This window comes from Streptomyces sp. ICC4, from assembly GCF_003287915.1.
Classification (GTDB): domain Bacteria; phylum Actinomycetota; class Actinomycetes; order Streptomycetales; family Streptomycetaceae; genus Streptomyces; species Streptomyces tritrimontium.
On the sequence record NZ_CP030286.1, the window covers coordinates 5,419,766 to 5,439,335 of the forward strand.

Consider the following 19,570-nt stretch of genomic DNA (forward strand, 5'->3'; position numbering starts at 1 on the left):
GGCCTAACGGCCGCCGGGGTCGTTTCATCCCGCCCCATCGACAACCAGCACGTCGCCCTCATGCTCATCTTCAGCGTCGCTCAACAGGCTGATGCCGAGCTCCGTGGCGCAGTACGACTCCCACGAGCCTTCTCCCAGCGGGACCCAGACGCGGGCGGTATGCGCATCACGGACCCGGGCAGCGAGCACCGCGACCGTACGGCGGACGTCCTCCATCGCCTCAAGCAGCCCAGCCGTCACCGCACGCGCCTGCTCGGCAGTCAGCGGCTGCCGCCGCGGTTCAGCGACGACGTCCTGGCCCTGGTCCTGCCCGCTCATGCCTTCATCGTCCTGCGCGCCGGCAGGGCCCGTCCAGGGCGTATGGAAGCACGAACTGGTGAACTCGCCGCGCCACTCCCCATCCCAGGTCAGAGCATGTGGAGGCATCGGTAGAGCCCCGTCACCAGCTGTGGTCAGGGCCCGGAATGTCGAGGACTGGCGCAACTCACCACTCACTCACCAGAATCCTCACCAGGCGACCGCCCACCCGTGCTGGCACCCCCTATGCGTGAGATCTCTTCGCCGGGGACGGCTCGGCCGGAGCCGGTGTCCGTTCTTGACTGCTTCCCGTGCCGCCGGGCGCCGGCTTCACACGCAGCCTTCCGCCGTTGACCCCTTTGGCCACGTCGTCCTCACGGACCTCTCCGGCCTTGCGGTTGGTCATCCGGCGCGCCGGGTGAAACCTGGGCCTACTTCCGTAGGCGACCGGTGAATATCCCTGATGATGGGGCCGCCCAGGCAACGGAGCGACCAACGTGGGGAGCACACGCATGGCGGTGGATGCCGGTACGCAGCAGGAGGAGCACCGCGTCACGGGACGGGTGTGGCTCGTGCGGCTGGATCCCCACGGCCGTCCCTCCGCTGGCACGGTCAGGCTCACCTGCTCCCGCCCAGCCTGCAGCGAACAGCGCTTGCCCAGTGCTGCCGACGGACGCAAGGCCGCCATCAGGCACGTCAACACACACCTGGCCCAGATCCGTACCGGCGGCGGCCCGCGCCCCACGGCCTGGTGCGCCTGCCGCACAGCCGACTGCGCGTGGCACACCCCCGACCCCACCACCCGCCCGGCCCGGCGGGCCGAACAGCGGCTGGTGACAGCCCCAGGGACGTGCGGGGGCCCGGTGGTCCTGGCGGTAACCGCGGACCGTGCCGGACGGCTGTGGCGGATCGCGGAGGTGTGCGCGCGCTGCGCGGCCGCCACCGCTGGCTGCCGCGTCCTCGACACCGCCCCGCCTCAGCCCGTTGCAAGCGGTGCCGGCCGGCAGGTACCCGGACAGCCGGCGGTCGGCGACCCCGTGGGAGCGGTGGCCGTGTTCTCCGACCGCACCTCCTCCCCCGCCACCCTCGAGGCTGGCGAAGCACCCGAAGCTGCCGGACTGTCGTCCGTGCCCGCGGCCCGCACTGCCACCACGGCGCCGCGCCGGGCCAAGCGGTGGGGGAAGATCGCTCAGCGGACCGTGCCGTACGACCTGAAGCCCGACACACTGCGTGTGGAGCTCATCGAGCTCGGCGACGCGTTTCGCGCCTACCAGCACAACCCCGAACCCGACCTCGTCTTGCTGGCCGATCTCCACGACCGCAAGGCACGGGCGTTTGCCCAGTGGGCCGACGCCACGGGCGACGCCTCACTGCGCCACGAGGCGCAGCGGGCTGAGAGCGCCGCGCTGACCACCCGGGACATGCATGCCAACCGCACCGGGCTCCCCGCCGGCGACGCGAATGTGCCTGTGGTGGAGAGGCTGTTGACCCGTAACCACGCTGCGCACGCCCGCGTCGTCCTTGAGTACGTCCAAGCCCACGCCCCGCGCCCTGAGCCGCAGGTACACCTCATGGTGCTCCTGCTCACCCTGCGGGCGGCCCGGGACGGCACCGGGAACATCACCGGCCAGGACATCACCGGCTGGCTCCCGCACGGAGCCGACCAGGCACTCGACCAACTGGTCGCAGCTGGCTGGCTGCACCTTCCGGGCAGCGTTGCCGAAGCCCTGGTCTCCCGGCCCGAGAACTACACCACCTTCACCGTCCCCGCCCTCCTGCCGGAACAGGGCCGACCCTTCTCCTTCGGCAAGGACGCCCGCGGCAGGGTCTCAGGCTGGGCTCAGAGGGCCGTCGGAGACCGGAATCTCCGGAAGAACAAACTCGGCGCCGCGACCAGGCTTCTCGCCGTGTACACCGCCGCCCACACGCAGCCCGACGGCCGCCTCGGACACTCCGGCGACGACGGGCTCTCACTCGACAAGGCCGGCGGGTTCTGCGCCCTGGCACCCGGGGACATCGCGGAGCACACCGCGCTGCTGGTCGCCGCCGGCTGGCTGACCTCAGCCGACACCGCCCGTGGGAGGCTGCGCGGGCAGCTGACCGAACGGGTTCTGCCGCTTGGCGGGCTGCTGTAGGGCGCTGCGGTCAGTCGTCAGGAGGGGTTGAGCGGGTAGATACCGGTGCCCTCGTACGCCTGCGGGCTCAGGGAGAGGACGGTGACGGGCTCCCCGTCCTTCGCGGCTTGCCAGGCCATGGCCGCCGGGTGCGTGATCGCCCAGTCGGTGGCCGGCCACGAGCTCGAGTCCAGTGCGTGCGCACCGGTGAACGCGACGGTCTCGGCGAACCGCAGGCGCGCGGCGTGGGCGCCGGCCCCGGGCGTCGTACGTTCGGCAGCGAGCAGGGACAGGGCCGGGATCAAAACACGGCCCGTGCCCCGAGACGATTCGATGTAGAGCCCGGTGAGGAACGGGTCCGCCCTGTACAGGGCGACCAGGGCCGTGTGGTCGAAGACCACCGTCAGGCTCACGCCGCGGCACCGTCCTGATGGGCGCGGACTTTCTCCCACGCCGACTGCCCGGTCCGCTGGAGCTGCTCGGTGTACTCCAGCCCGAGCTCAGAAGCTGCCTCGAGGGCGCGCTCCTCCTGCTCGGCAACAGTCAGCTGCGCCGCGGCGAGGTCCTCCAGGAGTTCGGTGATGGTCGTGCCGCGCTCCTGGGCGAGAATCCGCAGGCGGTCGCGTGTCGCTTCCGTCGTCTTGATGCTCGTGGGCTTGCTGCTGCTCATACAGTCGATTCTACCGCCAGTAGAATCGACTGTCAGGTGATCTTTGAAGTGCGACTGTCCTTTGACACTGAAGTTAGTCGCCTGGGTCGCGCTGACCTGCCACGACTAAGTTGGTTGGCAAACGATCACGTGAGATCGGTCGTGGCGTTGGCGACACGTCGGCTGGTCAGTCTCAGTCGGACGCCGGCTGATCGACTCGGCCGCCTGTGTGCGGTGTGGGGATGTAGCCCTTCGCACCGTCGGGGAGGTCGGCGACACACGCCGACGAGCAGGCGCTGACCAGCAAAGGAAGCACGTCGGTGGCCACGCGTAGCGAGATCCACACCTGATGGAGTCCGCCCTGTGCGATCGGATGGTTGCAGGCACTGCAGCGATGGATGGCGGTGTCTCCCCATCGCCGGGGATCCAGGTTCTCCAGATCGAGGTCCACGACGGAGTCCTGGGCAGGCTGAAGCCTCGGGAAGGGTGGCCGCTGCTTCTCGTTGCCGAACAACGCGCGTGTGCTCACTGTGCTGCGGGTCAGCTTCCGGCATCGCGTGATCTCGTAGGGGAACCAGTGCAGCCGGTAGGAGGTGTAGGGGGTGAACTCCTCCAGGCTGGCCATGGATCCGATCTCGGGCGGGATCCGGACCAAGTTACTGCCGTAGAGAACCAAGTGTTTGACCGCCGTAAGTCTGGCGATGCTCGGCGGCAGGGTGATGACCTGCCGCCGTTCTTCTGGGCTCAGCTCGGTGAGGGGACGGAACTCTTCGCGCCCGTCGGCTTCGGCCTCATCGACCAGCTCCAGCAGGTGCTGCCAGCCCGGGGCGGAGGTGTCCTGCCGTTCGGTGTGGAAACCGACGCGGGCTCGCGGTTGAGGCCTGGACTGATCGAAGCACGAGCACGCGTCCTGGCGGGGCCCCCGCCGCTCCGGGGCTGGATCTGATGTGTCGCCCCAGCGGTTCACGTAGAGCCTTGGTTCATCCTCGTCCGTCATGGCACCAAGATACGGAGGTTACTGAGGGCCCCTTCAGTGACTATGCGCGAGAGAGACTCAGGGGCGAGTACGGCTCCGCAAGATTCACCCCAACCGGTACGGCCATGATGCGGATCCCGAATTTTCCCCAGAGCTGCTCTTCGTTCCCCGGTCGGTTGCTGTCGGCAACGGGGGTCGGGGCCGCCCGCTCGTGGAGTATGCGGGCTGCGGAGCAGTCAAGGGCGCCGTCGGCGGTGCAATGCGCTGGGCCTCGCCAACCGGCGACAGCTCGACCCGGCCTTGTAGTCGCAGCTCGGACGCCAGGGAACAAATGGCCTGTCAGTAGCTTTTGGCGCCTTGCGGGTTGCGAGTGGCCTCACCCGGATGCTGGGCCCGGCGGTCCTCGTGGAGAGCGGCCCATACGGTTCGATGTGTTTCATGAAGAGCTGTCCTCTGCCCCGTCTTGGGAGACACACGCTGTTGGATCCGGCCCTGCCCAGCATCACCGGGAGCCATCAGCCAGGAGGTTTTGTATGACTGCACATCGCGCTCCTCGGCCTCAACGTCTGGGCAGGTCCTGCCGTCCGGCATTTCGGAAGGCCTTTGCAGCCGGACTCACTGCGGCGGCAGTGCTCACGCTCGGGCTTCCCGCGGTCGCTGCGGGCCCGGTGAAGGCCGACTGCTTTGGCCGCTCGGCGACCATCACGGGTTCGGGGACGATCAATGGGACACCGGGAGATGACGTCATCATCGGCTCGCTGGGCGCCGACAGGATCGACGGCATGGGCGGCAACGACCGCATCTGCGGGCTGGCTGGAGAGGACCGTCTGCTTGGTGGACTCGGCGACGACCGGATCGACGGTGGGCCGGGTAACGACATCATCCGTGGCGACCTGCGGGCCGACAACGGCAACGTCGTGGGCGGCGGCGACGATCGTTTGTTCGGGGGTGATGACGATGACAACCTCGTGGGCGACTCCAGCACTGACGGGGGCAATGCCACGGGGGGAGGGAAGGACCAGGTCTTCGGAGGCAACGGCAACGACGGCCTGTACGGCGACAGCGTCAGCTTTGCGGGAGGCGACGCCAGCGGCGGTGGCGATGACCGACTGGAAGGTGGCGCAGGGGACGACCACCTCACCGGGGATTCGCTGGCCATCGAAGGATCCGCTACGGGCGCCGGTGATGACGTCCTCCTCGGTGGCCCCGGTCTGGAATTCATCGTCGGCGACAGTGAGGCCGCCCGTGATGCAAAGGGCAGTGGTGGGGACGACCTGACCAACCTGGGGCCCGACGGCGGTTTCGCCGCGGTCGGGGACCACAACATCATTGACCCTGCAGGGGGGAGCGCCACCGGCGCAGGCAACGACCGGCTCATCGGCGGCAGCGCGGACGAAGTCCTCATCGGTGACAGCGCCGTCGTCGACGCCACCGTCACGACTGCCGGCCGCGATCTGATCGAAGGCCGCGGGGGCAACGACACGCTCTTTGGCGACAACACCAACTTCGACGCCACGGAGACCATCGGCACCGCGGGCGGGAAGGACCGGCTCAAGGCCGGCAACGGGGACGACACGCTCCGGGCGGGCCCCGGCGACGACCACCTCGACGGCGGGCCGCAGACCGACGACTGTGACGGCGAAGCAGGCGACGGCGACACCGCCCTGCGGTGCGAGATGGTCAACGGCATCCCGTAGACCGGCAAATCGGCCACCCACCGGCCGACGAGAACACAGGGCCCCTGTCTCAAGGCTGAGATCGGGGCCTTGTCCCATCTCCAGGAACGACGGCCGGCGCACGGCTATTCGTTCGCCTGTGCCCTTCACACCAACACCGCTTATTGCGTCCAAGCTGGGACTACGAGGCTGCCCCCTGGACATGGCTGGCTATCGGGCAGCCCGTCCGCTGTGGTGCCCGACCGTAGCCCCGATGGTGGGAAACTTGGGCGAGCAGGTCTGTCCCACCCCCGAGCGTCGGGTGGGGAGATTCATCGAGCCCCATCAGCCACCCAGCACCCCCAGCATGTCACCTCGTACGACCTAGGAGCTGTCCGGCCGATCATGTGACTGGCTCGCTCCTGACTCGTTGGTCGGGGTATGGGGCGGGATCAGCGTGGTGACTTGTCGGATGCCGAGTGGGAACGGCTCTGGCCGTTCCTGCCGGTGAGCAATGGTCGTTGTGGCCGATGGCGAGACCATCGGCAGGTAATCGACGGGATTCTGCACCGAGTGCGGACCGGTGTGCAGTGGCGCGACCTTCCCGAGCGGTTCGGGCCCTGGAAGACGGTCTACGAGCGCCACCGGCTGTGGTCCGCAGACGGCACCTGGGAACATCTGCTGCAGCAGATCCAAGCCGCAGCCGACGCCGCGGGTGACGTGGACTGGGACGTCTCGGTCGACTCGACGAGCGTGCGCGCTCATCAGCATGCCGCCGGCGCCCGCAACGACCCGCCACCTACCACGGCCGCTCCAAAGGGGGGCGACGCGGCGGAACACCTGGCCGAACCTCCGTGGCAGAGCCTGGTCGGCCGGCTGGCGGAGGTGGTGCAGCAGGTGAGGGACTGGGCCGCTCGCGGGGTGGCTTCACCAGCAAGATCCACCTGAGCGCCGACGGTCGCTGCCGCCCGCTGTCCCTGCTCATCACTGCCGGCCAGCGGAGTGACAGCCCCCAGTTCCGACCGGTGCTGGAGAAGATCCGCGTTCCCCGTCTCGGGCCGGGCAGGCCCCGCAACAGGCCGGACAGCATCGCCGCTGACAAGGCCTACAGCAACCGGCCGTGTCGGGAGTACCTGCGACGCCGGGGCATCCCGCACACGATCCCGGAGAAGGCCGACAGCCGGGCCGCCCGCCTGCGAAGAGGCGCACACGGCGGCCGGCCACCGGGGTTCGACGAGGACCGCTACAAGAAGCGCAACACCGTCGAACGAGCCATCAACAGGCTCAAGAACCACCGAGCAGTGGCCACCCGCTATGACAAGCGTGGCTACGTTTTCCTCGGCACCATCACGGCGGCAAGCCTCGTCATCTGGCTCCGCACATGACCGACCGGAGAGTTCCTAGGAACTCTCCTCAACCGGTGCGTTGTTGTGAGCGACCATCAGCTGAGCCATCCGGTGCAACCGATGCCATACGTGCACGCTGTCATGTTCAGCCAGCTCGGGAAGGACCCTCTCAATCTCGTCAGAGATGAACCTCACGGTCGCCATCCCCCGCTCGTGGAGGGAGCCGCCATTGGTGATCCACGTGTACGTGCAGCCCTCCATCCTGGTGTAAATCGACACTAGATCGACGCCCGCCACCTCAAGGCTGTTCCACCTGCCGTCCCACGGCTCATCCAGCAGGCATGCAACCACGGCTACAGGGTCTTCAGCAGCATCCATACCCACATTGTCGCGGGCCGCGCCGTCGGCGAGAAGCTGCGGCCGATCACCGCTGCCTGAATCCGCACCCGGCGCAGACAGGAGCCCGAGCACGAGGCAGCGCAATGATCGACCGGACAGCTCCTAGGTTCGCTGGCAAGGAAGGCGAAACGACTGGGTTCGCTGTCAAACGCCTGGATTGGATGACAGCGGTCAGCGACTCGGCACAGGTGATCTCTCGCAGCGAAGGTTGAGCGTTGTCATCGAAGGTTGGTGAGGGCTAGGTTTCTCACCGAAGGCATCTGACGGCCCTCACGGGCTGGCGGGCCTTCGTCGCGGCCCAGGGTCACGTCCGGGGATGTGGTGTACGGGTGGCTGATGCGCTCGCGCCGCCTGACACACGACTACGAGAGGCGGACCGAAACGGCCGAGGCGATGGTGCTGTGGTCGATGACCATGGTCATGAGCCGCCGCCTCGCGAAACAGCGACGCTGAAGGAGCCCGAGGTGTCCTTGGCAAGCCAGCCCCGCGCGGCCAGACGCTTCGCCTTGGACCGCACGCGCCGAACCGAGGACACGCGACCTGACCGGGAGGTCCGGGAGCACCGGCCCCGGCCTGCACACCCGGCGGCGTCCTACGAAGGCGCGTTCCCCTCCCGGCTCTGCTGCCGCACCCGACGCCTCATGCCTCGGGCGGGGACCGCGACCCCGATCAGGACCGGGACCCCTGCGGCGATCCCGACCCAGAGAACGAGCGCGAGGTAGCCGTAGGCGGCGTTCCGCGTGTCCTGGTCCGCCCATACGAGGAAGACGATGCTCACCACGAGCGCGACTGCCATGAGGGCGGCGACGACGACGACGGTCCAGGTGAGAACGCCCGCCCACCGCCGGTAGGAAGCGGTGACCTCACGGGCCTGCGGTGGCGCGTACACGCCGGGCGCACCGGGCGGCCAGGGCCAGTGGGAGGGAGGCTGCTGGTCGGACATGGGACCAGTTCTACTGTGCGCGGCCCCGGAACACCACCCTTCACTTCTTCATGGCGTCCCACCTGATGGAGCTGAAGCTGCGTACCAGGGCGACCAGTGCGGCCCCGAGCCGCCAGTCCAGGTCCGGTTCGTGCAGGTGCAGCTTGTCGCCGCCGGACCTGAACTCCAGGGGCATCCTGCCGCCCGCACGCCATCGGATGCGCCGGGGGCCGCGCGCGGCACCGCCCACGCTCGGGGAGCTGTCGAGGATGGAGAAGAGGACGATCAGCACCATCAGGGGCAGACACAGCCACCACACGAACCACCACACGATCCGGCCCTTGTAGCCCACCGCATCGGGGGCGCCGGGCGGGGTCACGGTCCAGCGCGTGCGAAGGCCCCTGCCTCGGAACGTCTTCTCGCGCACGATCGTGCCGATGTGCTCGCCGTGCGCGCCGAGGACCTGGAAGGTGGCGACACCGCCGGCGGCGGACTGGGTCACCACCGTGGCCACCCGCTCCCGACGGTGTTCGTCGGCCCACAATACGAAGGCGCGGGCGCCGCTCTTGCGGGCCGCGAGATAGGCGGGTATGCCGCCCGGCGGCAGCTCGCGCTCCGGGTACGCGACCATGCGGGCCGGTCCCGAACCGTCGGTGAAGTCGATCGAATCCCTGACCGTCCCCGGGTCCTGGACCCTTCCCCGGACGCAGTTCATACTCAGTACGTTGCTCACCCGGCGGGCTCCTCAAGGGCTGCTAAGGGGGTGCGTCCAGCTATCAGCTGCCTACTCTATGGGCTGGATCTGGTCGGTCGGTCGGCCGGATCGGGTCGGCTGGCCCGTGCGGGAGCCGATGAGAAAGGGGCGGCAGGCCCGCAGGCCCACCGCCCCTTCGTCCAGGGGGAGTTACTGGATGATCGTGATCCGGTCCGTCGCCGGCGGGGTCAGCGGTGCGGCGGCCGTGGAGTGGGCCGCCGGGTAGGCGTTGGACAGGTCCAGGTCGAAGGCGCCGACCAGCTTGTTCGTGCCCTGGCCGAGGGCCGCGAAGCCGTCGCCGCCGCCCGCGAGGAACTCGTTCATCGCGACGCGGTAGGTGCGCGCCGGGGCGATCGCCTCGCCGTTCAGCTTGATGGTGTCGGCGACCACGCGGTCCGCGCCGCTCTTCGTCAGATCGAGGGTGTAGGTGAGGCCCTCGGAGACCTGGAGGATCTTCGGGCTGGCCCCGTTGGAGCTGCTGACCTGCTGCTGGAGCGCGGTGACCAGTTGGGCACCGGTCAGGTCGACGACGTTCATCATGTTGGTGAACGGCTACACGGTGAACGCCTCGCCGTAGGTGACGACCCTGTCGCCCTCACTGCCGGACGCCTTGTGCACCAGGTCCGCGCGGATGCCGCCCGGGTTCATGAACGTGACTTCCGCTCCGCCCTTGTCGGCAGGGGCGAGACCTTCGAGCTGGGCGTCGGCGATGACGTTGCCGAGCGGCTTCTCGGGGGCCGTGGCCTCGGCCATTGATGTCGGCGCTCGCTGAGCTGCATCGCGCCCGCGTCATGCGAGTTCACACGTTCGGGTGGCTGATGCGCTCGCGCCGCCTGGCCCGCGACTACGAGAGGCGGACCAAAACGGCCGAGGCGATGGTGCTGTGGTCGATGACCATGGTCATGAGCCGCCGCCTCGCGAAGCGGCGACGCTGAAGAAGCCCGGGGTTTCCTCAACGAGCCAGCCCCGTGCGGCCAGGCGTTTCGTCTTGGACCGCACCCCTTCGATCTTCGCCGGGACCAGTTGGGTCTGCCGCACGATCGGGTGACATCTGAACTGGCTTGCCTTGCATGGCAGGTGGGAAGGATGTCGCTGTGCCCAAGCCTTATCCCCAGGAGTTCCGCGAGGACGTCGTGCGGGTCGCGAGGAACCGGACCCACCGCCATGCCCCCTGTCCCGAAAGGACCCACCGCCATGCCCCCTGTCCAGAACGTCGTCACCACCGTGCTCACCGAGAAGTTCGAGGTCGCCCCCGAGAGCGTCCTGCCCGACGCCACCCTCGAGAGCCTCGACCTCGACTCCCTCGCCCTCGCCGAACTGGCCCTCGCCCTACAGGAGGAGCTCGGCGTCAAGGTCGAGGAGCACGAGGCCGCCAAGCGCACCACCATCGCCGAGCTCGTCGCCGTCCTCCACTCCAAGCGGACCGCGCAGGACGCCCGGTGACGGCTCCCCCGCACCGGCGCGCCGCCGTCGCCGTCACCGGTCTGGGGATGCTCACCCCGGCCGGGATCGGCCGGGAGGCCACCTGGGCCGGCGTACGGCGGGCCCGCTCGACGGCGGCCACCGATCCCGAGCTCAAGGGCTGCCCGGTCGACATCTCCTGCCGGATCCCCGCCATGTCCCCCGAGCAGGGGCGCATCGGCGGCGGCAAGGCCTGGCGGATGGGCCGCTTCACACAGCTCGCGGTCCTGGCCGCCCGGGAAGCCGTGGCCGATGCCGGGCTCGACCCCGCCTCCTGGGACGGTGCCCGCGTCGCCGTGGTCATCGGCTCCGGACTGGCCGGTGCCGCCCACCTGGAAACCCAGACGCTGCGCCACCACCAGGGCGGGCCCGACCTGGTCTCGCCCGCCCTCGTCCCGATGCTCATCTCCAACATGGCCTGCGGCGAGGTGTCCGCCGACCTCGGAGCCCACGGGCCCTCCCTGGCCACCGAGACGGCCTGCGCCTCCGGTGCCACGGCTCTGGCCGTCGCCCGCGACCTGCTGCTCTCCGGCGCCTGCGACATCGCGCTGGCGGGGGGTGCGGAGGCCGCCGTGACCCCCGTCGTCACCACCGGCTTCGCCCGGATGGGCGCGCTGTCCGGCCGGGTCGACCGACCCGAGCTGGCCTCGCGGCCGTTCGCGGCGGACCGCGACGGCTTCGTCATCGCCGAGGGGGCCGCCGTACTCGTACTGGAACGGACGGCGGACGCCGCGGCCCGCGGGAGGCGCGGCTACGCGCACCTCGCCGGAGCCGGCCTCACCTCGGACGCCCACCACCCGACGGCGCCCTCCCCCGGTGGGGAGTACGCGGAGGCGGCGCTGCGCGCGGCGCTGGCCGAGGCCGGCCTGTCCCCGGCGGACGTGGACCACGTCAACGCCCACGGAACCTCCACCCCCCTCAACGACCGCACCGAGGGCGAGCTCATCGCCCGCGTCCTGCCGCACGGGCCCAGCGTGACCGCCGCCAAGGGGGTCCTCGGCCACAGTCTCGGCGCCGCCGGGGCCGTGGAGGCCGCCCTCACCGCGCTCACCATCCGGGACTCCCAGGTCGCGCCGATCGCCAACCTCGGTGCGGGCGGCTCCGCTTCCGGTTTCGGCTCCGGCTCCGGTTTCGGCTCCGGCTCCGGCTCCGGCTCCGACACTCCTTTCGGCATCGACTGCGTGACCGGCGCGGTCCGCGAGCAGCGGGTGACCGCCGCCGTCAGCCATTCCTTCGGCTTCGGCGGGCACAACGTGGTGCTCCTCCTCACCGCGCCCTGACCGCACCGGGCCCGCCCCCGACCGGCGCCCCCCTCACCAGCAGAAGGCTTCGTACCCTTGGCCGTTCACAGCGCCATCGTCCACGCCACCGTCCACGTACCGCGGGAGCGGCAGAGCGTCTCCGCGGTCGAGGACCGCTTCCGGGCGAGCAGTCCCGGCATCCCGATGTCGCGGGGTGTGCTCCAGCACATGTACGGGCTCGCCCAGCGCACGGTGGCGCCGGCCGAGGAGCAGCCCTCCGATCTGGCGGTGCACGCGGCCCGGAGCCTGCTGGACGAGAGCGACACCCTCCCGCGGGACGTGGACCTGCTGCTGTACGCGGGCATCCTCGCCGATATGGAGGAGCCGGCCACAGCCCATGTGGTGGCGGCCAAACTCGGCCTGGAATGCCCGGTGTTCGACCTCAAGAACGCCTGCAACGGGGTGCTCAACGCACTGGAGGTGGCCGATTCCCTCATCCGGACCGGACAGTACCGGCGGGTGCTGATCACCAGCGCCGAGGTCAGCACCCGCGAGAGCCGCTGGAGCGTCACGGATCCCGAGGACGTGCTGAACGCCCTGCCGAGCCTGAGCACCGGGGACATGGGCTCGGCGGTGCTCGTCGCCGCGAGCGCCCGGCCGGGGATCGTGGGCAGCCGGTTCTTCGCCAACTCCTGGGGCTGGCGGGCGGCGACGCTGCCCAATCCGTACGCGAACCACCGCAGGATGGGGCAGTTGGAGATCGACTCGGCGCAGCTCGTGGCCTCCTTCGACGGTATGCCGGCGAAGGTGCGCGGGGCGGTGCGCGAGCTCGGGGTGAGCGTCGAGGACTTCGACCTCGTCTGCGTCCACCAGCCGTCCGTGCCCTTCACCCGGGTGGCGTGCGGCTGGGTGGGGGTGGACCCGGAGCGGATCCTCTCCACCTTCCCGGCGCACGGCAACGTCGCCACCAACACCATCCCGCTGCAGTTGGCCACCGCTCTGGGCTCGGACCGGCTCCACCGGGGCGACCTGGTGGGCATGTTCGGGTTCGCGAGCGGCGCGAGCGCCGGCGTCGTCGTCTGCAGGTGGTGACCCGGTGCGCACCGACCCCGTACGAGCACGCATCACCCCGCTGCCGCCCGAGCGGTGGACGCCCGCGCTGCGCGGACTGCTGGCCGGCTCCGCCAAGGACGGCCCCGGCCGCGTGAACCTCTTCGGGACCCTCGCCCACCATCCGGAACTCGCGCGGGCCTGGCTCTCCCTCGCCCGGGTCCTGACCCACGAAGGGGTTTTGACGGACCGTCAGCGTGAACTGGTGGTGCTGCGCACCGCGCACCGGCGTGGCGGCTCCTTCGTGTACGACCGCCACCGCCAGGTCGCCGCCGAAGCCGGCCTGGACGCCCGGGAGGTGGCGGCCACGGCCGCCGCACTCGGCGAACACCCTTGGGACGCGGGCGATCTGGCCCTGCTGGAGGCCTCCGACGCGCTCGCGGCCGGGGACCCGCTGCCCCAGCCGCTGTGGGACCGGCTCGCGGACGTGCTGCGTCCCGACCAGCTCGTCGAACTCCTGATCCTCGCCGGGCAGTGCGCCACGATGTGCGCCACGCTCGGCGCCCTCCACACGCCGCCCGACGGCGCCCGAACCCCCTCCGGATGAGATCCCCGCCATGACCCTGACCACCACCGGCGCCGCCATCGGCAGCTCCACCGAAGGCGCGGCCGCGCCCGCGCTCGCCCTGCCCGCCGCCTACGGGTCCTGCCCCTACGACCCGCCGCCCGGCTACACGGCGGCCGCCGCCGAGGCGCCGGTCAGCCGCGCCGAGCTGCCCGACGGCTCGCCCTGCTGGCTGGTGACCGGCCACCAGGAGGTGCGCTCGGTGCTCGCCGACGCCCGCTTCAGTGCCGACGCCCGCACCCCCGGCTTCCCCTTCCTCTCCCCCGGCCAGCGCCAACTGGCCACCGCCCAGCCGAGCTTCATCCGGATGGACGACCCCGAGCACGCCCGCCTGCGGCGCATGGTCGCCAAGGACTTCCTGACCCGCCGGATCCAGGAGCTGCGCCCGGCCATCGCGGAGGTCGTGGAGAGCGCCGTCGACGCCATGGCCGCCGGCGGCCGCCGGTCCGCCGACCTCGTGGCGGACTTCGCGCTCCCCGTCCCGTCGCTGGTCATCTGCCTGATGCTGGGGGTGCCGTACGAGGACCACGCGCTGTTCCAGTCGCTCAGCCGGACCCTGCTCGACAACACCACCGACCCCGGCCGGGCGGCGGCGGCCCACCGCGAGCTGATGGACTACCTGGCGACGCTGGCGGAGCGGAAGCGGGAAGCGCCGGGGGACGACATCCTCAGCCGGCTCGCCGTCCGGCCCGACCTGACGGCACAGGAGACGGCCTCGCTCGGCTTCATGCTCCTGATCACCGGGCACGAGAGCACCACCAACATGGCCGCGCTCAGCGTCCTGGCCCTGCTGCGCCGCCCCGACCAGGCCGGCCTGTTGCGGAGCGACCCGGCGCTGATCCCCGGGGCGGTGGAAGAGCTGCTGCGCTACCTCACCATCATCCACCTCGGTCTGGGCCGCGCCGCCACGGCGGACGTCACCGTCGGCGGGGCGCCGATCCGGGCCGGTGACGCGGTGATCTGCATGCTGTCCACCGCCAACCGCCAGCCGGAGCTCTTCGGACCGGGAGCCTCGGAAGCCTCGGAAGCCGCAGGAGCCGCAGGAGCTCCGGCAACCGCCGACACCCCGAGTGCCCACCGTGTTCCGGCCGGCGTCGCGGCCTGCCCCGCCGAGCTCGACGTGACCCGGGACGCACGCCGCCACCTGGCCTTCGGGCACGGCGTGCACCAGTGCCTGGGCCACACGCTGGCGCGCGTCGAGCTGCAGATCGTGCTGGAGACCCTACTGCGCAGGCTGCCCGGCTTGCGGCTGGCCGCACCCGAGGACCGGCTCGTCTTCCAGCGGGACACCATCGTCTACGGACTGCGGGAGCTCCCCGTCACCTGGTGACGGGTGCGGGTGCCGGTGCGGGTGCGGGACCGCTACGCGGGAGTGGGCTTCGCGCGGACGTGCATGCGCTCCCCCTGCCGTCCGAACAGGCTGAGGAGCTCGACCGGCCGGCCGTCCGCGCTGCTGAACCAGTGCGGCAGGCGGGTGTCGAACTCGGCCGCCTCGCCCGGTCCGAGGACCAGGTCGTGGTCGGTGAGGACGAGCCTCAGCCGGCCGTTGAGCACGTACAGCCACTCGTAGCCCTCGTGCGTGCGGAGGTCCGGCTCGGGACCGCGGTCGGAGATGATCATCTTGTATGCCTGGAGGGGCCCGGGGGTCCGGGTCAGGGGGACGAACGTGCCGCCGCTCGGCAGTGGATGGGCGGTCAGCCGTACCCGGGGATCCCCCACTTCCGGGGCGCCGACCAGGTCGTCCAGGGGAACCCGGTAGGCGCCGGCGAGCGGGAGCAGCAGTTCCAGGCTGGGGCGGCGCTGCCCCGACTCCAACCGGGAGAGGGTGCTCTTGGAGATGCCCGTGGCCTCGGAGAGGGCGGCAAGGGTGAGGCCGCGTTGGGCGCGCAGCCGGCGCAGCCGGGGTGCCACCTCCGCGAGAACCGCTTGGTAGGGCGGTGTGTCGTCCATCCGGCCATTCCATCCCGCTGTCCCGGAAATGGCAACAAGAGTTGCCGTGGCGGCCGGGCCGGTACACGCTCCCGGCACGAGCGGGATCCGGCCGCCGGCGGCAAGGGCCGCCGAACGTGGGCCGGGGCCGCGGGAGTCGCCCGAGAACGGAGTCCCTTGTGAGACCCAGCACCGCAGGACAGCAGGACGCGCCACCGGCCGCCGCCACGGGACGGGGCACCGCTCCGGTCCGCTGGGCGCTCGCCGCCCTCTCACTCTTGATGCTCCTGTCCTCACTCGGCACGAGCATCGCCAATGTCGCACTGCCGACCCTGGCCGAGGCGTTCTCCGCCTCCTTCCAGGAGGTCCAGTGGATCGTCCTGTCCTATCTCCTCGCCGTCACCACCCTGATCGTCGGCGCCGGACGGCTCGGTGACCTGATCGGCCGCCGACGCCTGCTCCTGGCCGGGATCCTGCTGTTCACGGCGGCCTCGGTCCTGTGCGGCCTCGCGCCCACGCTGTGGCTGCTGATCGCCGCCCGGGCGGCGCAGGGCCTCGGGGCCGCCGTCATGATGGCCCTCGCCATGGCGTTCGTCGGCGGGACGGTGCCGAAGGCGCGGACCGGCAGGGCCATGGGGCTGCTCGGCACGATGTCCGCGATCGGCACCGCTCTCGGTCCGTCGCTGGGAGGCGTGCTGATCGCCGGACCCGGCTGGCGGGCGATCTTCCTCGTCAACGCTCCCCTGGGCGCCCTGGCCCTCTTCCTCGCCCACCGCCACCTGCCCGACGACCGCCGGAAGGGGCAGGAGGGGTTGGAGCGTCTGAAGGGGCAGGAGCGGGCGCAGGGGCCTGAGGAGGTCGGCCGGGCCCGCTTCGACCACGCGGGCACCCTGCTGCTCGCTCTGACGCTCGCCGCCTACGCCCTCGCCATGACCACCGGGCACGGCGGTTTCGGCCCGCTCAACGCGGCCCTCCTGGCGGGCGCCGTGCTCGGAGCCGGGCTCTTCGTACGCACCGAATCGCGGGCGGCGTCACCCCTGATCCGGCCGGCGACGTTCCGCGATCCGGCGCTGCGCGCGAGCCTGGCCATGAGCACCCTCGTCTCGACGGTGATGATGGCGACGCTGGTGGTCGGCCCGTTCTACCTCTCCCGCTCCCTCGGGCTCGACGAGGCGCTGGTCGGACTCGTCCTGTCGGCCGGTCCCCTCGTGGCCGCGCTGGCCGGCGTACCGGCCGGGCGCCTCGCTGACCGGTTCGGCGCACCGCGCATGGCGGTCGCCGGACTCGGCGCGATGGCGGTCGGCACCTTCGCCCTGTCGGTGACGGCGGGGAGTCTGGGCATCCCCGGCTACGTCGCCCCCATCGCGGTCGTCACGGCGGGCTACGCGGTCTTCCAGACGGCCAACAACACCGCCGTCATGGCGGACGTCCGCCCGGACCGGAGGGGCGTCACCTCCGGCCTGCTCAACCTGGCGCGCAATCTCGGACTCATCACCGGTACGTCGGTCATGGGCGCCGTGTTCGCCTCCGCCTCGGCGGCGACGGACGTCGCCACGGCGCCCCCTGGGGCCGTGGCCACGGGCATGCGGGTCACGTTCGCGGTGGCCGGCGTCCTGGTCCTCGTCGCACTCGCCCTCGCCCTCGCGGCACGGAAGCCGCGCCCCCGCCCGGCGCGCTCGGGGCGGCCGAGCGGCTGAGGGGGCGCGGCTCCGGGGCCGGAGGTCAGCGCGCGAGGGGCCGGCCGATGGGCTTGTCGAGGACCCAGGCGCATTCGTGGCGGGTGAATCCGGTGTGGGGGTAGTAGTCGACCTCCGCGGGGGCGGAGAGGAGGATCACCTTGGCCTGGGGGGCGGCCGCCTGGGTGGTGCGGATCAGGTCGCGGCCGATGCCCTTGCCCTGGAACTCCCGGTCCACGGCGAGGTCACCGAGGTACGTGGAGTACGCGCCGTCGGTGAGGGAGCGGGAGATGCCGATGAGGCGGCCGTCGGCGGTGCGGGCGGTGACGACCGGGTTCGCCCCGGCCAGCATCTTGGTGAACCGTTCGACGTCGTCGACGGGGCGCCGCTCGGCGAGGGTGGACGCCCGGTAGAGGGCGAGGACCTCCTGCACGTCGAGGGCGGCGCCGGTGACCTGTTCACATGTCCACATGTCCACATGCTGGTGCAACTCCTTGCCGAGTTCTTCGAGTCGGGTCTTGAGATGACCGCGGTTGCCGAGGAAGCGGTGGGGGTCGAACTGTTCCTCGCGCACTTGCACGCCGCGTGCGGCCAGGGCGGCGGGAAGTCCGGTGCCGGTGGTCCACGCTTCGGCGGCCGCCGCCTGCACCAGCCGGTAGGCGTCCTCGCGCCCGGTTCCCCGGGCGACGAGGTCGAGGAAGACCTCCGAGCTGTAGACCAGCCCCCGGGTCGCGTCGACGTGGGACGACATCCGTGCGGGGAAGACGCGCAGGCCGCGCAGGAGTTCCGTCGCGGAGACCAGCTGGTGGTGGGAGACGGCCAGGCTGTCGGGCAGGATGACCCGCTCGACGGAGGAGTGCGCGAGGTCGCGTTCGTGCCAGAGCGCGATGTTCTCGTACGAGGCGCCGGCGTTGGCCCGCAGGAGTCGGGCCAGGCCTCACAGCCGTTCGCTGGTGGTGGGGTTCCGCTTGTGGGGCATGGCGCTGGACCCCTGGTAGGCACGGGATCGGGGTTCCTCGACCTCGGCGACCTCGGTGCGCTGCAGCAGGCGCATCTCCAGGGCGAACTGCTCGACGACCGCTCCGGTGATGGCGAGGGCCGACAGCAACTGGGCGTGCCGGTCGCGGGCCACGACCTGGCTGGGCATCGGCTCGACGCCCAGGCCGAGTTCCGCGCAGACCCGTTCCTCGATCTGGGGGTGGATGTGGGAGTACGTGCCGACGGGGCCCGAGAGCGTACCGACGGCGACGGCCGTGCGGGCGTCGGCGAGCCGGCCCAGGCAGCGGTGCACGGCGTGGGCGTGGACGGCGAGCTTCTGGCCGAAGGTGGTGGGCTCGGCGTGGATGCCGTGGGTGCGTCCGATGCACACCGTGTCCCAGTGTTCGAGGGCCCGTTGGGCGAGGAGCCGGGCGAGGGCGCGGGCGGCTTCGAGCACCAGGTCGCACGAGCGGGCCAGCACGAGGCCGAGGGCGGTGTCCACGAGGTCGTAGCTGGTCATTCCGTGGTGCACCCAGCGGGCCGACTCGGCGGGCATCGCCTCGGTGTGCGCGGCGAGGAAAGCGAGGATCTCGTGGTCGCGCTCCGCCTCCAGCTCCCGGATCCGGGCGACGGAGGGAACCGGGGCCCGGCGGATGTCGGCCAAGGCCTCGGAGGGGACGGCGCCGAGCTCGGCCTGGGCAGTGCCGGCGAGCACCTCGACCTGGACCCAGGTCGATGGAGCGTCGATACGCTGCTCGCGGCCGATGGAGGCCCCGGTCACGGGCGCGGGGCGGCGGAGCGCACCGCCATCAGGAGGCCGCTCGCCCAGGCCATGCGGACCGTGCGGAAGTCCTCCCGTCGCTCCAGGACGGCGAGCAGGCGCTCGACCGACGGCGCGTGGTCCTGCGGCCAGCCGGGCTGCGGGAGGAGGTCGTCGATCAGGTACGTCCCGCCGGGGGCCACGAGGTCCAGGGCCCGCTCCAGGTGGGTGAACTTCCCCGGCCAGGTGTCCGCGAAGACCAGGTCGAACGGTTCCCCGCCGTACGCCTCCAGCCAGTCACCGCCGTCCGCGGCCACGAAGGTCACCCGGGGGTCGGAGCCCAACTGCTCGCGGCCGACCTTCTGCACGGTCTCGTCCAGCTCGACCGTGACCAGACGGGAGGCGCCGTCCATCCCGCTGAGGAGCCAGGCGGTGCCCTCGCCGGCGCCCGTGCCGAGTTCGAGGATGCGGCCTCCGGGGCGGGCGGCCGCGAGAACGGCCAGCAGACCGCCGGTCCGCTCCTCGCAGGACATGCTGAAGCCCGCCTCGTGCGCCGCGGCGCGCAGGGCGGGCAGGGAATCCGGGAACCGGTTCGGTGTGTCGTCCATCCGGGGAGCATGCCCCCGCCGCCGTCCCCGGACAACGCCTTTGATCGCGGCGGGCGTCGCGACGCCCGCGGGCCGGCGGATCAGGACTTCTCGTGGATCAGGACTTCCAGTGGGGCGGGCGCTTCTCGGT

General features: G+C 71.1%; 19 protein-coding genes and 3 pseudogenes. 10 read left to right on the top strand and 12 right to left on the bottom strand.

Annotation, left to right across the window (positions count from 1 at the left end):
* Positions 1-24 precede the first annotated feature (24 nt).
* Positions 25-318, bottom strand: coding sequence for a hypothetical protein (locus tag DRB89_RS25280; protein WP_204357769.1), 294 nt, complete (start codon positions 316-318; stop codon positions 25-27).
* A gap of 632 nt (positions 319-950) precedes the next feature.
* On the opposite strand from DRB89_RS25280, the gene DRB89_RS25285 reads away from it, so the two are divergent.
* Positions 951-2,432, top strand: coding sequence for a hypothetical protein (locus tag DRB89_RS25285; protein ID WP_239516328.1), 1,482 nt, complete (start codon positions 951-953; stop codon positions 2,430-2,432).
* A gap of 17 nt (positions 2,433-2,449) precedes the next feature.
* Here DRB89_RS25285 and DRB89_RS25290 read toward each other — a convergent pair whose 3' ends face one another.
* From DRB89_RS25290 to DRB89_RS25300, 3 genes are all read right to left on the bottom strand, one after another.
* Positions 2,450-2,824: a PIN domain-containing protein gene (locus tag DRB89_RS25290; RefSeq protein ID WP_204357768.1), complete on the bottom strand. Its 375-nt coding sequence runs from the start codon at positions 2,822-2,824 to the stop codon at positions 2,450-2,452.
* Positions 2,821-3,081: a hypothetical protein gene (locus DRB89_RS25295; protein WP_112449525.1), complete on the bottom strand. Its 261-nt coding sequence runs from the start codon at positions 3,079-3,081 to the stop codon at positions 2,821-2,823. Before DRB89_RS25295 ends, DRB89_RS25290 begins: the two co-directional genes overlap by 4 nt.
* Positions 3,082-3,253: 172 nt before the next feature.
* On the bottom strand, positions 3,254-4,057 hold the full coding sequence (locus tag DRB89_RS25300) for a leucine-rich repeat domain-containing protein (protein ID WP_112463422.1): 804 nt from the start codon (positions 4,055-4,057) through the stop codon (positions 3,254-3,256).
* Between the two features lie 608 nt (positions 4,058-4,665).
* Between DRB89_RS25300 and DRB89_RS44900 the strand changes: the two genes are divergently transcribed.
* Positions 4,666-5,733 (top strand): calcium-binding protein, encoded by a 1,068-nt coding sequence (locus DRB89_RS44900; protein WP_275431931.1) that lies wholly within the window; start codon positions 4,666-4,668, stop codon positions 5,731-5,733.
* Positions 5,734-6,132: 399 nt separating this feature from the next.
* Positions 6,133-7,076, top strand: a pseudogene (locus DRB89_RS25310) (IS5 family transposase).
* Positions 7,077-7,091: 15 nt separating this feature from the next.
* Here DRB89_RS25310 and DRB89_RS25315 read toward each other — a convergent pair.
* The 4 genes and pseudogenes from DRB89_RS25315 to DRB89_RS25330 form a co-directional block, all read right to left on the bottom strand.
* Positions 7,092-7,415, bottom strand: coding sequence for a hypothetical protein (locus DRB89_RS25315; RefSeq protein WP_162688715.1), 324 nt, complete (start codon positions 7,413-7,415; stop codon positions 7,092-7,094).
* A gap of 613 nt (positions 7,416-8,028) precedes the next feature.
* Positions 8,029-8,379, bottom strand: a complete 351-nt coding sequence (locus DRB89_RS25320; protein WP_112449521.1) for a hypothetical protein — start codon at positions 8,377-8,379, stop codon at positions 8,029-8,031.
* A 40-nt stretch (positions 8,380-8,419) separates the two neighbouring features.
* Positions 8,420-9,091 carry a hypothetical protein gene (locus DRB89_RS25325; protein ID WP_204357767.1) on the bottom strand — a complete coding sequence of 224 codons (672 nt, stop codon included), beginning with the start codon at positions 9,089-9,091 and terminating at the stop codon, positions 8,420-8,422.
* 171 nt (positions 9,092-9,262) lie between these two features.
* Positions 9,263-9,878: pseudogene (locus DRB89_RS25330) on the bottom strand (5'-nucleotidase); the annotation flags it as partial.
* A 37-nt stretch (positions 9,879-9,915) separates the two neighbouring features.
* On the opposite strand from DRB89_RS25330, the pseudogene DRB89_RS25335 reads away from it, so the two are divergent.
* From DRB89_RS25335 to DRB89_RS25360, 6 genes and pseudogenes are all read left to right on the top strand, one after another.
* Positions 9,916-10,047: pseudogene (locus DRB89_RS25335) on the top strand (IS5/IS1182 family transposase); the annotation flags it as partial.
* Positions 10,048-10,306: 259 nt separating this feature from the next.
* Positions 10,307-10,555, top strand: coding sequence for a phosphopantetheine-binding protein (locus DRB89_RS25340; protein WP_112449431.1), 249 nt, complete (start codon positions 10,307-10,309; stop codon positions 10,553-10,555).
* Positions 10,552-11,853 carry a beta-ketoacyl-[acyl-carrier-protein] synthase family protein gene (locus DRB89_RS25345; protein ID WP_112463423.1) on the top strand — a complete coding sequence of 434 codons (1,302 nt, stop codon included), beginning with the start codon at positions 10,552-10,554 and terminating at the stop codon, positions 11,851-11,853. The genes DRB89_RS25340 and DRB89_RS25345 overlap by 4 nt, the downstream gene beginning before the upstream one ends.
* Positions 11,854-11,910: 57 nt before the next feature.
* A complete protein-coding gene (locus DRB89_RS25350) occupies positions 11,911-12,906 on the top strand; it encodes a 3-oxoacyl-[acyl-carrier-protein] synthase III C-terminal domain-containing protein (RefSeq protein ID WP_112449433.1) in 996 nt (331 codons plus the stop codon).
* A gap of 4 nt (positions 12,907-12,910) precedes the next feature.
* Complete coding sequence (locus tag DRB89_RS25355; RefSeq protein ID WP_239516329.1) at positions 12,911-13,471, top strand: carboxymuconolactone decarboxylase family protein; 561 nt, start codon at positions 12,911-12,913, stop codon at positions 13,469-13,471.
* Between the two features lie 10 nt (positions 13,472-13,481).
* The gene (locus DRB89_RS25360) at positions 13,482-14,819 is read left to right on the top strand and encodes a cytochrome P450 (protein ID WP_112449434.1); all 1,338 of its coding nucleotides are present in this window, start codon (positions 13,482-13,484) and stop codon (positions 14,817-14,819) included.
* A gap of 32 nt (positions 14,820-14,851) precedes the next feature.
* Here the strand turns inward: DRB89_RS25360 and DRB89_RS25365 are convergent, their stop codons facing one another.
* A complete protein-coding gene (locus DRB89_RS25365; RefSeq protein ID WP_112449435.1) occupies positions 14,852-15,439 on the bottom strand; it encodes an XRE family transcriptional regulator in 588 nt (195 codons plus the stop codon).
* 158 nt (positions 15,440-15,597) lie between these two features.
* Between DRB89_RS25365 and DRB89_RS25370 the strand changes: the two genes are divergently transcribed.
* Positions 15,598-17,115 (top strand): MFS transporter, encoded by a 1,518-nt coding sequence (locus DRB89_RS25370; RefSeq protein WP_239516330.1) that lies wholly within the window; start codon positions 15,598-15,600, stop codon positions 17,113-17,115.
* Positions 17,116-17,140: 25 nt separating this feature from the next.
* Here the strand turns inward: DRB89_RS25370 and DRB89_RS44905 are convergent, their stop codons facing one another.
* The 3 genes from DRB89_RS44905 to DRB89_RS25385 all read right to left on the bottom strand — a co-directional run bounded on the left by DRB89_RS44905 (position 17,141) and on the right by DRB89_RS25385 (position 19,440).
* On the bottom strand, positions 17,141-17,845 hold the full coding sequence (locus DRB89_RS44905; protein ID WP_239516331.1) for a GNAT family N-acetyltransferase: 705 nt from the start codon (positions 17,843-17,845) through the stop codon (positions 17,141-17,143).
* A gap of 186 nt (positions 17,846-18,031) precedes the next feature.
* The gene (locus DRB89_RS25380; RefSeq protein WP_239516332.1) at positions 18,032-18,853 is read right to left on the bottom strand and encodes a lyase family protein; all 822 of its coding nucleotides are present in this window, start codon (positions 18,851-18,853) and stop codon (positions 18,032-18,034) included.
* Positions 18,850-19,440, bottom strand: coding sequence for a class I SAM-dependent methyltransferase (locus DRB89_RS25385; RefSeq protein ID WP_112449436.1), 591 nt, complete (start codon positions 19,438-19,440; stop codon positions 18,850-18,852). Before DRB89_RS25385 ends, DRB89_RS25380 begins: the two co-directional genes overlap by 4 nt.
* Positions 19,441-19,570 lie beyond the last annotated feature (130 nt).